This is a genomic window from Hyphomonas sp. (assembly GCF_017792385.1).
Lineage (GTDB): Bacteria > Pseudomonadota > Alphaproteobacteria > Caulobacterales > Hyphomonadaceae > Hyphomonas.
The window spans coordinates 207,049-221,781 of the sequence record NZ_CP051230.1; the positions used below are offsets into that span (position 1 = coordinate 207,049).

Below are 14,733 nucleotides of genomic sequence, written 5' to 3' on the forward strand. Positions count from 1 at the left end.
GGCCTATTCGAAGCCCGGTGTGGGGATATGGATCACTTCTCCGCAATGCTTGCAATGCACCGCGTCGCGTTCATGGAAACGCAGACCGCACTCCTCGCACTCCTGCTCCACCTTGTCGCGCGGCTCCACAATGGTGCGCAGCAATTGCAGGAACAGGGTCAGGCCCAGCACCATGACAATGATGGAGAGCAACCTTCCGCCGGGGCCGACCATCAGTACATCGCCATACCCGGTTGTCGTCAGGCTGGTGACTGTGAAATAGAGCGCGTCGATATAGGTGTGGATGCCGTCATTGATGCCGACCTGGGTCGAGTAGACCAGCGCCGCCATGATGAAGACGAACACGACGAGATTGGTCACCTTGTCGATGATCCGTTCGTGACGCTGGAAGAAGGGCGTGATCACTTTCACCCGTTTGATGAAGGTAAAGGCGCGGATTGCCCGTACCGCCCGCAGGACCCTCAGGAAGGCAAAATTCGATACCAGAAGCGGCGCGAACATGGTGATCACCACGATCAGATCGGCGATGTTGATCGGGCGGACCACAAAATTCCAACGATGGCGTGCGATGTAGAAGCGGGCCAGCAGGTCCGCCAGGATCACACTGCCGATGACATAGTCGATGGCGAAGTGCGTGCGGTCGCGCTGGTCGAAGGGCGCCCACAGGAAATATCCGATCGTAATGACGTCGAAGGCCAGCATGGCCCAGCGGAACAGGAACGGCCAACGGCCCGTGCCCTCATACAGCCAGAACAGTGCCCGATTGAGCCCCTTGCGTTCCTTCTTCATGCCCCCTCCAGCGCCGCAACCGCCCGTGCGAGATTTGCGCGGGCCGCCTCTTCCCATTCTCTATGGGCCAGCGGCGTGAAGTAAAGCCGTTCCCGCTGCAGGAAACCCTTCAGGATCGCCGACCGGCCTGCGCGAAACTGCTCTTCCGGGACAAAGGCATATTCGGCGCGGATATCCTGTTCATACCGGTCGTAGACGGGCCGGGGCGCCGCCAGGATCGCCAGATCGAGATCGAGAAACAGGGACAGATCCGCCGCGTCATGTTCGGCCAGGCCGTCCGGCACAGTATGGGTGGCTGTGGCGCGGATAATGGTGGCGGCAAAGGCCAGATCACCAGCCGTGAGATGCCCGGCCGCATCATGCTCCAGCAGCCGGGCGCTCTGTTCTTCATTATCCCGTGCAGCCGGATCATAGATCGCATCGTGCCAGTAGAGCGCCCACAGCACCGGCTCTGGCCGGTGGAACTCCGCTTTCCAGCGCTGGTAATGGCCCAGCAGAGCCTCGACATGCGCCCATGTATGATAGTGGCGCTGCGGCTCGGCGTGGCGCGCGCGCAATCCGCTCAGCAGCGGCGCAGGGATCACCCCATCGGCTCCAGTGTCTCGTTGAAGCGAACGGGCTGGCCACCACCTTTCCGAACGATTTCACCGTCCCGCATGACAAAGCCTCCGCGGATGATGGTCGCTACCGGCCAGCCGGTCGCCTCGAACCCGTCATAGGGCGTCCAGCCGCATTTCGACTTCGTCCAGTCATGCGTGATGGTTTCCTTGCGCTTCAGGTCCACCACCGTGAAATCGGCATGATAGCCTTCCGCGATGCGGCCCTTGTCAGCGAGCCCGAAGACACGCTGCGGCCCGGCACTGGTCAGTTCGACAAAGCGCTGCAGGCTGAGCTTCCCATTGTTCACATGGGTCAGCATGACCGGCACGAGTGTCTGAACACCCGGCATGCCGGAGGGTGACGCGGGATAGGGCCGCTCCTTTTCCTCGCGCGTGTGCGGCGCATGGTCGGTGGCCAGCACATCCACGATGCCGGCATTCAGTGCGCGCCAGAGTGCATCCTGATGGCGCTGTTCGCGCACCGGCGGATTTTGCTGGGCGAAGCCTTTCAGGCGTTCATAGCAATCCGGCGCGGCCAGCGTGAGATGGTTCGGCAGGACTTCGACGCTGGCAAGATCCTTGGCGTCCCGCAGCAATTCCATTTCTTCGGCGGTTGAAATGTGCAGGACATGGATCCGTTTACCCGTTTTGCGCGCCAGGCGCAGCAGGCGGCGCGTCGAGCTGACAGCGGCCTCCACATCGCGCACGACGATATGGCTCTGCCAGTCACCCTGCACAGCCAGGCTGCGGCGCTCCTCGAGACGATACTCGTCCTCGGAATGGAATGCCGCCCGGCGCTTGATGGCGCGCAGCACGGCTTCAACCCCTTCATCATCCTGGATCAGCAGATCGCCGGTCGAGGCGCCCATGAAGACTTTCACACCGCAACAGCCCAGCATCTGCTCCATTTCAGGCAGGAGGTCGGTATTGTCGTGGGTCGCCCCGGCATAGAAGGCATGGTCTGTGTCCATACGCCCCTTCGCGCGGGCCAGCTTGTCGGTCAGCGCATCCGGCGTGATCGTGGACGGGTTGGTGTTCGGCATCTCGAACACGGCCACAACGCCGCCGAGCGCGGCGGAGCGGGCCTCGGTCTCGAGGTCTGCCTTGTGCTCCAGGCCAGGTTCCCGGAAATGTACCTGGCTGTCGATGACGCCGGGCAGGATGTGCAGTCCGGTGGCATCATATGTCTCGCCGGCATCCACGCCGGTCAGATCGCCAATATGGGCGATGCGCTCGCCCACCACGCCAATGTCGGTTTGCACCATGCCGCCGGGAGAAACGACGGTGCCGCCTTTCAGGATCAGATCATAGGTCATGGCGAATGGGGTGTGCTTCCGAAGGGGTCAAGTCAAGGGTGGTTTTCCGTATCATGCCATGGCAACCGCCTCTTGAGATGGGTCAATACCCTTCCTACAACAGGCATATGAAACGCATTCTCCCGAACCGCGCCATCCTCCGCCTGAGCGGCCCAGACATGCTGCTTCTGCTGGGGCGGACGGTCACTCATTCGGTCGACAACTGGCAGACGGGTGAAATGCGGTATGGCGCGTTGCTCACACCACAGGGCAAGGTGATCGCCGACTATCTGGCGATGCTGGCGCTCGACAATATCTATCTGGATGTGCATGCGGACGCGGCCGACGATCTCGAAAAGCGGCTGAAAATGTTCAGGATGCGCAGCGATGTCGCAATCGAGCGCCTGACCGGAGATGTCGTGACCGAAGGCAGCTGGATTGATGTCCGGTCGCCGCAAATGCCACACCGGGCCATCACGCCAGACGGAGTGTCTGCCATCACCATGCCTGAGGAGGAATGGCATGCTGCCCGCATTGCTGCCGGCGTGCCGGAATGGGGGGCCGATTATCGCGCAGCCGAGGTTTTCCCGACCGACATCAACATGGATATGATGGGCGGCATCGACTACAGGAAAGGCTGCTTTGTCGGTCAGGAAGTGGCCAGCCGCATGAAACGCAAGGGCAAGATCCGCAAGCGCACGGTAAAGCTGCGTGGCGACAAGCTGACCCCCGGCGCCGATATCCTGGCGGGCACTCCGGTCGGCACGGTCACCAGTGTTGCCGGCACGACAGGACTGGCGCTCGTCCGCACGGACCGGCTGGCAAAGGCTGAACAGGACGGCGCGCAATTCACCTGCAATGGCGCGCCCGTTACATTCGACCTGACTGACTGGCAACGCGCGGAAATCGACAGTCACGTCGCGGAGCCAGCCGATGACTGATTCCTTTCCCTGCGCCTGGGCGCCCGTGTCGGACGACCTGTATCGTACCTATCACGACACGGAATGGGGCGTACCGGAGCGGGATGGCCGGACCCTATGGGAAAAGCTGCAACTGGACGGCATGCAGGCCGGGCTCGCCTGGATCACGATCCTGCGCAAGCGCGACAGCATACGGGAGGAGTTTGACGGGTTCGATCCGGAAAAGCTGGCCCGATGGACACCGGCCCGCGCCGCCAGAGCCCTCAAGAATCCCGGCATCATACGCAGCCCCAAAAAGGTCGACGCCGTGATTGGCAATGCGCAGGCGTTTCTGGCCATGGAAGAGGCTGGACAGTCCTTCTCGGACTACTGCTGGCAAGCGGTGGGCGGCTGCCCCATCGTGCACCGCTGGACCCATTTCCGGGAGGCACCGACCCAGACCGATTGGTCCGCTGCCCTGTCGAAGGATCTGAAGAAACGCGGATTCAAATTTGTTGGCCCGACCATTGTCTATGCATGGGCCCAGGCTGTTGGCATGGTGAATGACCATGATGTAGCCTGTCCCAGACATTCGGCCGTTCAGGAGATGTAAGTGATGAAAGCCCCGCTGTTTGCTGCCGCCCTGCTGATTGCGCCGATACTGGCGGGCTGTGCCACGTCGTCGAGGGATCAGGCCAATCGTGCCGAAGCCTGGAGCCGGTGCCGGACAGCGCCCAATCCGGAGACACGGGACCGCTGCATCGAGACCGAAATCGCCCTGCTGGAAGCGCGCCAGGATCGTGAAGCTGCCTCACGGGCAGCCGATCGGAAAGCGGCGGAAGAGCGCGAAGCCATACGCGAAGCCCAGGGCATTTCACGCGAAGATGCCCGCGAAACAACCGATTCAGGATTGCGCGCGCCTCAATAGCCAACAGCTGCCAAGGCTTGCAAAACCGAACAAGTCGACCAAAACTGCCGCAAAACCAATTTCAGGAGTCGAACAGGGCCTGACCGCGTGGCGGAGGCCCTGGATTAGAGGACGGTATGAACACACCCGTAATTTCGGCGACAGGTCTCTGGACGCCGCCCAACTCCATTTCCAACAAGGAACTGGTGGACAGCTACAACACCTGGGCCGACAACTGGAACCGCGAATGGGCCGCCGACATCAGCGCCGGGCTGGTTGAGCCGAAAACTCATTCCTCCGTGGAGTTCATCGAGAAGGCCTCCGGTATCAAATCCCGCTATGTCATCGACAAGGCCGGGATTCTGGATCCGGATATCATGGCGCCCCGCATCGCTGAACGCCCCAATGAGCAGATCTCGGTTCTGGCAGAGATTGCCGTGAATGCGGCCCGCGACGCCCTGGAGCGTGCCGGCCGGAAACCGGAAGATGTGGACGCCGTCCTGTGCGCCGCCTCCAACATGCAGCGCGCCTACCCTGCCATGGCGGTCGAGATCCAGGACGCGCTGGGCTGCGGTGGATTTGCCTTCGACATGAACGTCGCCTGCTCTTCCGCAACTTTCGGAATTCAGACAGCGGCAGACTTCATCCGCTCGGGCAGCGCCAAATCGGTTCTGGTCGTGAATCCCGAAATCTGTTCAGGGCATCTGAACTTTACCGACCGCGACAGCCATTTCATCTTTGGAGACGTGGCGACCGCCGTTCTGGTGGAGGAAGAGAGCATCGCGCCGGTCGGTCACTGGAAAATTCTTGGCACGAAGCTGAAGACCCAGTTCTCGAACAATATCCGCAACAATTTCGGGTTCCTGAACCGCGCCGCCCCGGAGGGCATCGATGCGCCCGACAAGCTCTTTGTCCAGGAAGGCCGGAAAGTGTTCAAGGAAGTCGTGCCCATGGTGGCTACCATGATCTCGACCCAGATGGATGAACTCGGCATTGCCAAAGACGGTCTGCGCCGCATGTGGCTGCATCAGGCCAATGCGAACATGAACCGGCTCATCTCTTCGAAAGTTCTGGGTCGCGAGGCCACGGACGAGGAAAGCCCAACCGTGCTCGACACCTATGCGAACACCTCATCTGCCGGCTCGATCATTGCCTTCCACAAGAATTCCGGTGACTTCAAGGCGGGTGAGCGCGGCCTGATCTGCTCCTTCGGAGCGGGGTATTCGGCTGGGACGGTGTTTGTGGAGAAAACGGCCTGATCAGGACCAGGGGCCGACTAGTCGTCGAGATCGTCCATGAACATGTCGCCCCAGAGGATTTCCTTGCTGGCGCGCACGGCTTCCACGACGACAATGCTGCATCCGATCAGCAGGACCCCGAACGCCAGAGCCTGGGTAGATACAACACTCGTCAAAGAATCCAGCATGGTCACCTCTTGTTGTCGGCGGCCGCGAATGCTTGAACGCGGCCCTTGTTCACCTGACCCTTTTGCCCCAAACCGCTTAACAGCGCATTTGCCAATCGGGGCAGAAAAGCGACGAGTTCGTAACCGGAATGCCTCCGTTTCTTTACCAGTGTTTCGAAAGCTTTAAATAAGGTAGTGATGACCTCTCGCGCGAAGCAATCTGTTAAGGCCCCCCGTGTCTGGCAACGCATGTTGTCGGGCCGACGGCTGGATCTTGCGAATCCCTCCCCAATGGATGTGGAAATCGAGGATATTGCCCACGGTCTTGCCCGCGTGGCGCGATGGAACGGTCAAACGCGCGGCGAACACGCATTCTCCGTAGCCGAACATTCTGTGCTGGTTGAACAGATTTGCCGCACGCTGCAACCGGAACTTACGCCTCAGCAGAGTCTGACAGCCCTCCTGCATGACAGTCCGGAATACGTGATTGGCGACATGATCTCTCCCTTCAAGGCACTGCTGGGCGAAGGATACAAGTCGATTGAAGGCCGCCTACAAGAGGCTATCCATATCCGTTTCGGACTGCGTCCGGTGACTCCGCAAAGACTGAAACGCCTGATCAAGAAGGCCGACCTCATCTGCGCCTGGAGTGAAGCGGTACAACTCGCAGGGTTCTCAGAGGACGAAGCGAACCGGCTGTTCGGCACGCCCCCTGACGGCACGCGCCTGCGCCTGGCACCGAAATCCGTGCCCGACGCCCAGACCGCATTCCTGAAACGCTACGCCCAGATCAACAAGCAGATCGAGGTTGCCGCATGAGCCCGGCATCGCCCCTCCTGATCGGCCTGTCAGCCGTGATGGTGGCTGTTGAGACGGACAGCCCCCTCGTCCTGGTCACCCGCCGGGAAACAGGCGAGGACGCCCTGCCCTTCGGCGTGTTTGATCCGGACCGTCACCGGACGTTCGACCTGTCGCTGCGTGGCTGGGTACGCGAGCAGACAGGTTTTGAACTCGGCTATGTCGAACAGCTCTACACGTTTGGCGACAAGGACCGCGAAACGCCGGAAGCCACCCTTGCGGGCGCTGCGCCGAATGCGCGCGTGATCTCGGTCGGGTATCTGGCGCTGACACCGGATGCACGTCCCGCCGGAGACTCCTTCGAAGCCCGCTGGCAGAGCTGGTACAGGTATTTTCCGTGGGAAGATCATCGCAATGGCCGGCCGGACATCATCGACAGCCAGATTGCCCCGCGCCTCATGACCTGGGCGGCCGGAAATGAACGTCGCATGGAGCGGGCCCGCGCCGCGTTTGCGCTGGACGGAATTCGCTGGATCGAGGAGCGCGTGCTGGACCGGTACGAATTGCTCTATGAAGCGGGGCTCGTCATCGAATGCGCCCGGGATGCCGGATTGCCGAAGCCGGATGTCCGTCTCGGCGAGCCGATGGCATCCGACCACCGCCGCATTCTGGCGACGGCCATTTCACGCTTGCGCGGGAAACTCAAATATCGCCCGGTCGTTTTTGAGCTGATGCCGGACCGGTTTACCCTGTCAGCGCTGCAGCGCGTAGTGGAAGGCATTCTCGGCCTGTCCCTGCACACGCAGAATTTCCGTCGCGCACTGGACAAGACTGGGTTTGTCGTCGGAACCGGGGCAATGGAAACAAGCACCGGCGGGCGCCCGGCCGAGCTTTACAGCTACAATCGGGACAGCATGTTCGGCTCCGCCACGACGGGCCTGTCCGCACCCCGCCGGAGCGCGGACTAGGCCGCAATCGCTATTCCGCGTCGACCCCTTGCGGCTGGCCAACCACGATGACGCTGAAATTCTCCGGCTGAAGGAATTCAGCAGCAACCCGGTTCACATCTTCCAGCGTCACCGCATCGATCAGCGTGTTGCGCCGGTCAAAATAGTCGATGCCCAACTCTTCCTGACGCACGGTCATCATCTGGCCGGCGATCTTGGCATTCGAGTCGAAGGCCAACGGATAGGAGCCTGTCAGATAGGCCTTGGCGTCCGCCAGTTCCTCTTCCGTGATTCCGGCCTCGCCGATTTTCGCGGTCTCGGCCATCAGCGCCTCGATGAATTCTCCGGCGCTTTCATTCTTGGTCTGTCCGCTGCCGCTCCAGGTCTGGATATTGTCGCTAAAGGTCAGCCACGTATAGACTCCGTAGGTCAGCCCCTTTTCGACCCGCAGCGTGTCCATCAGCCGGCTGCCAAATCCGCCGCCGCCGAACGTGTAGTTCAGCACATAGGCGGAAAAGAAATCCGGATCTTCCCGCTTCAGTCCGGGTGCCACGAAATTCACGAGGCTCTGGGGTTGCGGAAGGTCCACAATGATCGGGTCGAACGTGTCGTCTGTCGTGAAGCTGATCTCCGGGATTTCAGGCAGATCGCTGCTGTCCGGCAGATTGGCTGCCACCTTGTCGATCATCGGGGCGAGTTCTTCCGGCGTGACCGCCCCAACCGCCGTTACGATCAAACGGTCCTTCACCATCAGCTGGCGCATGTGATCCCGGGCAAGGTCCGGGGTCAGGGCAGCAATGCTCTCGGCCGACGTCTCCCTGGCATAGGGATGGTCCGGATACAGCGCCTGTGCCTCCGCCCGGTTGGCAAGGTAGCGCGCATTGGTCTCACGCGTGTTCAACGACACTTCACGTTCCCGCACGAACCGGGCAAACGGCCCGTCATCGAACCGCGGCGACTCAAACGACAGGGCGACGAGGTCCATCGCGTCAGCAGCATTGTCGGTAAGCATGGACGCTGAACAGGAGGTCCAATCGTCGGATGCGCTGCAGCCGAAACTCATGTTCAGCTCTTCCATCCGGGTCTGATAGGCAAGCGAGTCGAGGTCACCAGCCCCTTCATTCATATGGTAGACGACCGCATCGGCCAGACCTTCCAGCCCGTCCGGGTCGGCCGCCGAGCCACCTTCCCAGGCCATGGCGACCGACAGGATCGGAATGGAAGGTTCCGAGACCAGCCAGACCGACACGCCGCCCGGCGTGACGAATTGCTGGATCTCGACAAAGTCGCCGGCATAGACCGTCGTCTCAAGGCCCGGTTCTGCCGGCTGGACATCCAGCGCCGCAGCGTCAGGCGTTACAGCCGGTTCGGCCGGCGCTGTATCCAGGGATGTGCAGGCATTCAGGCTCAGGGCCAGGACGGCGCCAATCACGAGTTCACTCGGTTTCATCTCAGGACTCCCCCTCAGCCGGCAGCAGGTGCGCTTCAATATAGTGACGATCCGGACCGAAGACCTGACGGACTGCGGCAATCGCCTGTTCGGTTGTCACCGCCCGCATGCCATCGGGATAGTTCAGAACGTCCTCGACGGATCCGCCCAGGGCCAGCGTCGATCCGAACGTATTGGCCATGTAGGACTGGCTGTCGCGCGCATAGATGGCCTGCGCAGCCAGCTTGTTGCGCGCCCGCTCGACCTCTGCATCGGTGAAGCCTTCCTCGAGCACCGTCTCCACTTCAGCCATGATGGCGGCTTCCAGCTCGTCCAGCGGCACGCCCGGTGCGGGGCTGGCCGAGATCACGGCTGGTCCTTCATCATGCAGCGTGGTCCAGGCAAACGTGCTGGCATTGATCGCCAGCTTCTGCTCTTCAACCAGCGACTGGTAGAGTCGGCTGGTCATGCCCCCGCCTAGCACTTCCAGGCCAACGTCAAGCGCATAGGAGAGTTCGCGGTCGCGGGTCTCGGACGTGCCGGAATAATATCGGCTCCAGCTGGGCTGGCGCACTTTCGGGTCGGAATAGACCAGTTCCTGGGTCTCGCTGAGCAAGGGGACTGGCGCCCATTTCCGTTCGCCATGTGCGGTGCCCGTCGGCGCGATCGGGCCGTAATGCTCTTCCGCCAGAACACGAACCTCTTCGGGTGTCACATCCCCGGCCACGACCAGGATTGCGTTTTCCGGGCTGTAATATTCCTTGTAGAAGGCCATGCCGTCTTCCGGCGTGAGCGCAGCCACTTCATCCATCTTGCCGATGACCGTGATTTCGTAGGGATGGCCCTTCCACAGTTCCGACAGGACCATTTCCTGCAGGATCACGCCCGGATTGTTGTCGATGCGCTGGCGGCGTTCTTCCTTCACCACATCCCGCTCGGAAATGAACGGACCGTCCGGATCGTCATTGATGATCAGGTCGGTCATCCGCTCGGCTTCGAGTGCCATCATCGTGCCGAGATGCTGTTTCGCCACCCGCTCGAAATAGGCGGTATAGTCCCAGCTGGTGAAGGCGTTGCTGACCCCGCCATTGCGCGAAACGATATCGTCGAATTCGCCGGGCGCCAGATCATCGGTCTCCTTGAACATCACATGCTCAAACAAATGGGCGATGCCGGACTTGCCTTCGGCTTCATCCACGGCGCCCACCTTGTACCACACCATGTGCGTGACAACGGGCGCACGATGGTCAGGAATGACCACCACATCCATGCCATTGTCCAGGCTGAACGTGGTCGGGGCCCATTCGGCCTCTTCGGCCACAGCGCTGCTCACAAGAGCCGAGAGCGCGACAAGCCCCCCGGCAAGTATCCGTTTCATGGGCTTGGTTCCTCTCGGCTGTTCGAACGACATGGCTGTTTGGGGCGGATCAGGTCCCCGGCAGTTTGATACGCGGTGCCTCGCTGGACCGCTCGATCACGACTGGCTCTCCACCGGTGGCATTGTCGGTGGCCAGTGCTTCGGCCGTTTCCTCATCATCGCTGCGCCAGAACAGGATACGGTCTGCGATACTGGCGGATTTGCGGATCGTCTTGGTCTCTTCATAGTCGACCTGGGTGCGAATGACCGGGTCAACGGCATTTGCCCCTGCCGCGGCCACCAGGGCGCGCTCGGAGGCGCTGGCATTGCGGCCAATGGTCGAACCGAAGGCCGCGGTGACTTCTGCGCGCGAACCGTCCAGTTCCGGCGGCAGGGCACCCCCTGCCTGTGGCGGACGCAGCTTGTAGTTCGGCGGCACCGTCAGGGGCGCCATGGTGACAACGCGGAATTCGTCGGGCGTGCGGGCACCGCTGCCATTGGACGACGTGCAGGCCGGCGCAGCGGCCAGCGCGGCTCCAGCGGCCAGAAGGAGAATCTGTTTCTTCATATCAGGGCGTCCTCGCCATCACGGTTAATACACTCAAGACTGCTACTTAGCCTGTTTCCGGCCCGACAGTAAGAACTGGTCCACAAACAGCAAGACTGCACCGACACTAATTGCAGCATCGGCCACGTTGAAGACCCATGGAAAATACAGGTCACCGGCGTTTATGAAGTCTACAACCGCGCCGAACCGGATCCGGTCGATCACATTGCCGAATGCCCCGCCAACCACCATGGCGAGGGACAGTTTCAGCAGCCAATGGTCGGCAAACCGCACAAGCCAGTACAGGAAGCCGACGGCGATCACCAGCATCACCACGACCAGAAGCCAGCGCCCCAGCCCCTCGGACTGGAACAGGCCATAGCTCATGCCCCGGTTCCACACCATGGACAGGTCGATCGGGCCGGGCAGCGGGATATGGCCACACCCCTGACGCGTCTCCAGACAGGTCAGGGCATTGAAGCGCGGCTCGCCGAGCACGAGCCATTTCGACCACTGGTCCACCAGGACGAAGACCGGGATCAGGGCCAGCGCCCAGAGTTTGTCGCGTATCAGCATCATCCCGCGCAGATTGCAGCTTCAGCCGTGTCGATCAAGCGATTCCCCGCACTCAGCCGTGAACCTTGTCCCAGGCCTTCACGGTCAGCGCATCACGCGGCGTGATGTCGGGGAACGCCGGATCGGCGGTGGCCGGATCGAAATATTTCCAGCTGCGGCGGCATTTGATGCCACTTGCCTTTTCCGGATACACGACCACCCCGGCCGTGTCGTCCAGCGTGAATCCGCCGCCATTGCCGTTCGACGTATGCACAAGGTCGGCGCCGGACGTGATGAAGATGTCGGCCGGGCTTTCCCCGTCAAATGCCTCGATCAAGGCCTGGTCGGCGATGTGGACCTTCGGCGCTGCTTCCAGCGAAGCACCGATCCGTTTCTCACGGCGTTCCACTTCCAGCGCACCGGTCACAACGCGGCGCACCGTAAATATCTTCGCCCAGCGTGCGGCGAGCGCATCATCCTTCCAGCCCTCCGGCGTTTCCGGGAATTGCAGCAGGTGCACCGACTCGGCACGGTCCTTCATGTGGCTTTCGAGGAAGGCTTCCTCCATCGTGAACGGCATGACCGGGGCCAGCCAGGTCAACAGGCGTTCCAGCACGGCGGCCATCACCGTGCGCGCGGCGCGGCGGCGGTTGCCATACACAGCGGTGTCCGTGTCCCAGGCCGCCTCGGTGTCGAAGCGCGGATCACAATAGAGGCTGTCCTTGCGGATATCGAAATAGACCGCCGAAAGATCAACGCCTGCGAAATTGATCAACAGCGCCATGACGCGCTTGAAGTCATAGACATTGTAGGCGGCACGGACCTGGTCATCCAGTTCCGCGAGACGGTGCAACACCCAACGCTCAAGGCTCGGCATCTTGTCATGCGGAAGGGCTTCGGCCTCGCTCCAGCCATCCAGCGCGCCAAGCAGGTAGCGCACCGTGTTGCGCAGCTTGCGATACGTCTCGACCGATCCCTTGATGATCTCGTCGGAGATGCGGAGGTCTTCGGTATAATCGCCGGACGCCGTCCAGATACGGAGGATTTCGATGCCGTACTGTTTCTGGATTTCCTGCGGCTCGATCGTGTTGCCGATCGACTTCGACATCTTCTTGCCGTCGGCGTCCACGATGAAGCCATGCGTCAGCACCTGCTTGTACGGCGCCATGCCGCGCGTCGCACAGCTCTCCAGCAGGGAGGACTGGAACCAGCCGCGATGCTGGTCAGAGCCTTCCATGTAGAGGTCCGCCTGCCCGGTCTCCGCATCGATGATGCCGCGCTCACGCAGGGCAAAGGCATGCGTCGTGCCGGAGTCGAACCAGACATCCAGAACGTCCGTCACCTTGTCCCACTCATTGGCCGACAGGCCGAGCGGCGACAGGAAGTCTTCCGCAGGCGTATCGAACCAGGCTTCGACGCCGCCCTGTGCGATCGCCGCCTTGATGGCTTCGTTCAGTTGCTCTGCCTGATCGGCAGCCAGCGCGGCCGTGTGCGGCTGGCCATCCTTGTTGACGAAGATTGTGATCGGCACGCCCCAGTTGCGCTGGCGGGAGATCAGCCAGTCCGGACGGCCCTCCACCATGGCCTGCAGCCGGTTGCGGCCAACTGCCGGGAAGAATTCGGTGTCTTCGATGGCCTTCAGCGCATTCTCGCGCAGGCTCTTGCCGTTCGGGCCCGGCTTGTCCATCGAGATGAACCATTGCGGCGTCGCACGGCGGATCACCGGCGCCTTGGAGCGCCAGGAATGCGCGTCGCGGATCGTCGTCATGCCGCGCGCGAGCAGGTTCCCGCTCTCGGCCAGCAGCTTGATGACTTCCGGGTTCGCCTTGCCCTGCTCGCCCCGCTTCTTGCCGGACGTGCGGATGATATCGAGCCCCTGCAGCGCCTCCGGCAGCTCCGGGTGCTGATAAGCGCCATCCGGATTCACGATGTCGCGAATATCAGAAGCCTTGCGCCCGGACGCGATCCAGACATTGAAGTCGTCCTCACCATGCGCCGGCGCCGTATGTACGAAGCCCGTACCCGCATCATCGGTGACGTGTTCGCCCGCGAGCAAAGGCACCTCATGCTGGAAGAACGCGTCCACCCCCGCCAGCGGATGGGTCAGCGAACCCAGCGATGCCGGATCCACGTCTTCCACGCGTTTGAAACCGGTCACCTTGGCAGCGTCGAGGACGTCTTTTGCCAGCTTGTCCGCAAGGATCAGCTTGTCACCCGTCGCGGCGTACGGAGGAAATCCAAGCTCTTCCTCACTCATCACGGTCTCGACTTCGTAGAGCCCGTAAGAAATGCCAGTACTGTAGGACACGGCCTGATTGGCAGGGATCGTCCACGGTGTCGTGGTCCAGATGACCAGCTGTGCACCATCATCACGCGACGGAACACCAAACTTCACCCAGATCACCGGCACCTTGCGGTCGTGGTATTCCACTTCCGCTTCGGCCAGCGCCGTGCGTTCTACCGGGCTCCACATGATCGGCTTGGCGCCGCGCACCAGCGTGCCGCCCATCGCCATGCGAAGGAACTCGCCCACGATGGAGGCTTCGCTCTCGAATTTCATCGTCAGGTACGGATTGTCCCACTCGCCCTCAATGCCGAGATTGCGGAACTCCGCCTTCTGCACGTCTACCCATTTGCCGGCATAGGCCCGGCAGGCGGCGCGGAAATCTCCGGGCGCGACGTCATCCTTGGTCTTGCCCTTGGAGCGGAACTCCTCCTCCACCTTCCACTCGATGGGCAGGCCGTGACAGTCCCAACCCGGCAGGTAGGAGGCGTCATGCCCGGTCATCTGGTGCGAGCGCACGATGATGTCCTTGACGATCTTGTTCATCGCCGTGCCGAGGTGAATATGGCCGTTCGCATAGGGCGGGCCGTCATGCAGAATCCACGGCTTCGCCCCGCGCGCCTTCGCATCGGCGCGGAGCTTTTCATACAGGTTCAGCTCGTCCCAGCGCTTGATCCAGTCGGGCTCGCGCTTGGGCAGCCCGCCCCGCATCGGAAACTCGGTGGCAGGCAGGAACAGCGTGTCGCGATAATCGCGGTCGGTCAGGGAATCGGTCATGTCGGGCCTATGGCAGTTTTGGCGTGTTTTACGGAAATGCCGGGCAATGGCCACGGCTTTTTTTCATGCGTACAGAGCATGGGCTCCCGGCTTCGCGGCCCCGGGAAAACCGGGTCAGCGCGCAGCCGGGCGGCTAATTCGAATG

Annotated in this window: 15 protein-coding genes; 6 read left to right on the plus strand and 9 right to left on the minus strand. The window is 61.7% G+C overall.

All coding sequences use genetic code 11. The features are described 5' to 3' along the window. Nucleotides 1-3 precede the first annotated feature (3 nt). Genes HF955_RS00985 through HF955_RS00995 form a run of 3 tightly spaced genes read right to left on the minus strand, consistent with a single transcriptional unit; the run spans nt 4 to nt 2,704 of the window. A complete protein-coding gene (locus HF955_RS00985; protein WP_291077159.1) occupies nt 4-789 on the minus strand; it encodes an ion transporter in 786 nt (261 codons plus the stop codon). Beyond that, nucleotides 786-1,373: a hypothetical protein gene (locus HF955_RS00990; protein ID WP_291077160.1), complete on the minus strand. Its 588-nt coding sequence runs from the start codon at nt 1,371-1,373 to the stop codon at nt 786-788. The genes HF955_RS00985 and HF955_RS00990 overlap by 4 nt, the downstream gene beginning before the upstream one ends. Then, entirely contained in the window at nt 1,370-2,704 is a 1,335-nt protein-coding gene (locus HF955_RS00995) for a dihydroorotase (RefSeq protein ID WP_291077161.1), read from the minus strand. The genes HF955_RS00990 and HF955_RS00995 overlap by 4 nt, the downstream gene beginning before the upstream one ends. Nucleotides 2,705-2,811: 107 nt before the next feature. Here HF955_RS00995 and HF955_RS01000 point away from each other — a divergent pair, with 107 nt between their 5' ends. From HF955_RS01000 to HF955_RS01015, 4 genes are all read left to right on the plus strand, one after another. After that, the gene (locus HF955_RS01000) at nt 2,812-3,624 is read left to right on the plus strand and encodes a folate-binding protein (RefSeq protein WP_291077162.1); all 813 of its coding nucleotides are present in this window, start codon (nt 2,812-2,814) and stop codon (nt 3,622-3,624) included. After that, on the plus strand, nt 3,617-4,195 hold the full coding sequence (locus HF955_RS01005; RefSeq protein ID WP_291077163.1) for a DNA-3-methyladenine glycosylase I: 579 nt from the start codon (nt 3,617-3,619) through the stop codon (nt 4,193-4,195). The genes HF955_RS01000 and HF955_RS01005 overlap by 8 nt, the downstream gene beginning before the upstream one ends. Before the next feature lie 3 nt (nt 4,196-4,198). Further along, nucleotides 4,199-4,510: a hypothetical protein gene (locus HF955_RS01010; RefSeq protein ID WP_291077164.1), complete on the plus strand. Its 312-nt coding sequence runs from the start codon at nt 4,199-4,201 to the stop codon at nt 4,508-4,510. A gap of 116 nt (nt 4,511-4,626) precedes the next feature. Then, nucleotides 4,627-5,748, plus strand: a complete 1,122-nt coding sequence (locus HF955_RS01015) for a beta-ketoacyl-ACP synthase III (RefSeq protein WP_291077165.1) — start codon at nt 4,627-4,629, stop codon at nt 5,746-5,748. Between the two features lie 17 nt (nt 5,749-5,765). On the opposite strand, the gene HF955_RS01020 is transcribed toward HF955_RS01015, so the two are convergent. Beyond that, nucleotides 5,766-5,915, minus strand: coding sequence for a hypothetical protein (locus HF955_RS01020; RefSeq protein ID WP_291077166.1), 150 nt, complete (start codon nt 5,913-5,915; stop codon nt 5,766-5,768). Nucleotides 5,916-6,092: 177 nt separating this feature from the next. On the opposite strand from HF955_RS01020, the gene HF955_RS01025 reads away from it, so the two are divergent. Further along, on the plus strand, nt 6,093-6,713 hold the full coding sequence (locus HF955_RS01025) for an HD family hydrolase (protein WP_291077167.1): 621 nt from the start codon (nt 6,093-6,095) through the stop codon (nt 6,711-6,713). Further along, complete coding sequence (locus tag HF955_RS01030) at nt 6,710-7,660, plus strand: NAD regulator (RefSeq protein ID WP_291077168.1); 951 nt, start codon at nt 6,710-6,712, stop codon at nt 7,658-7,660. The genes HF955_RS01025 and HF955_RS01030 overlap by 4 nt, the downstream gene beginning before the upstream one ends. A 10-nt stretch (nt 7,661-7,670) precedes the next feature. On the opposite strand, the gene HF955_RS01035 is transcribed toward HF955_RS01030, so the two are convergent. The 5 genes from HF955_RS01035 to ileS are packed head-to-tail and all read right to left on the minus strand — an operon-like array spanning nt 7,671 to nt 14,588. Next, a complete protein-coding gene (locus HF955_RS01035; protein WP_291077169.1) occupies nt 7,671-9,089 on the minus strand; it encodes a pitrilysin family protein in 1,419 nt (472 codons plus the stop codon). Nucleotide 9,090: 1 nt separating this feature from the next. Next, nucleotides 9,091-10,446, minus strand: coding sequence for a pitrilysin family protein (locus HF955_RS01040; RefSeq protein ID WP_291077170.1), 1,356 nt, complete (start codon nt 10,444-10,446; stop codon nt 9,091-9,093). A gap of 49 nt (nt 10,447-10,495) precedes the next feature. Then, nucleotides 10,496-10,993, minus strand: coding sequence for a DUF3035 domain-containing protein (locus HF955_RS01045; RefSeq protein WP_291077171.1), 498 nt, complete (start codon nt 10,991-10,993; stop codon nt 10,496-10,498). Nucleotides 10,994-11,035: 42 nt separating this feature from the next. Further along, entirely contained in the window at nt 11,036-11,551 is a 516-nt protein-coding gene (gene lspA / locus HF955_RS01050) for a signal peptidase II (protein WP_291077172.1), read from the minus strand. A gap of 49 nt (nt 11,552-11,600) precedes the next feature. Further along, the gene (gene ileS / locus HF955_RS01055) at nt 11,601-14,588 is read right to left on the minus strand and encodes an isoleucine--tRNA ligase (RefSeq protein WP_291077173.1); all 2,988 of its coding nucleotides are present in this window, start codon (nt 14,586-14,588) and stop codon (nt 11,601-11,603) included. Nucleotides 14,589-14,733: the final 145 nt, after the last annotated feature.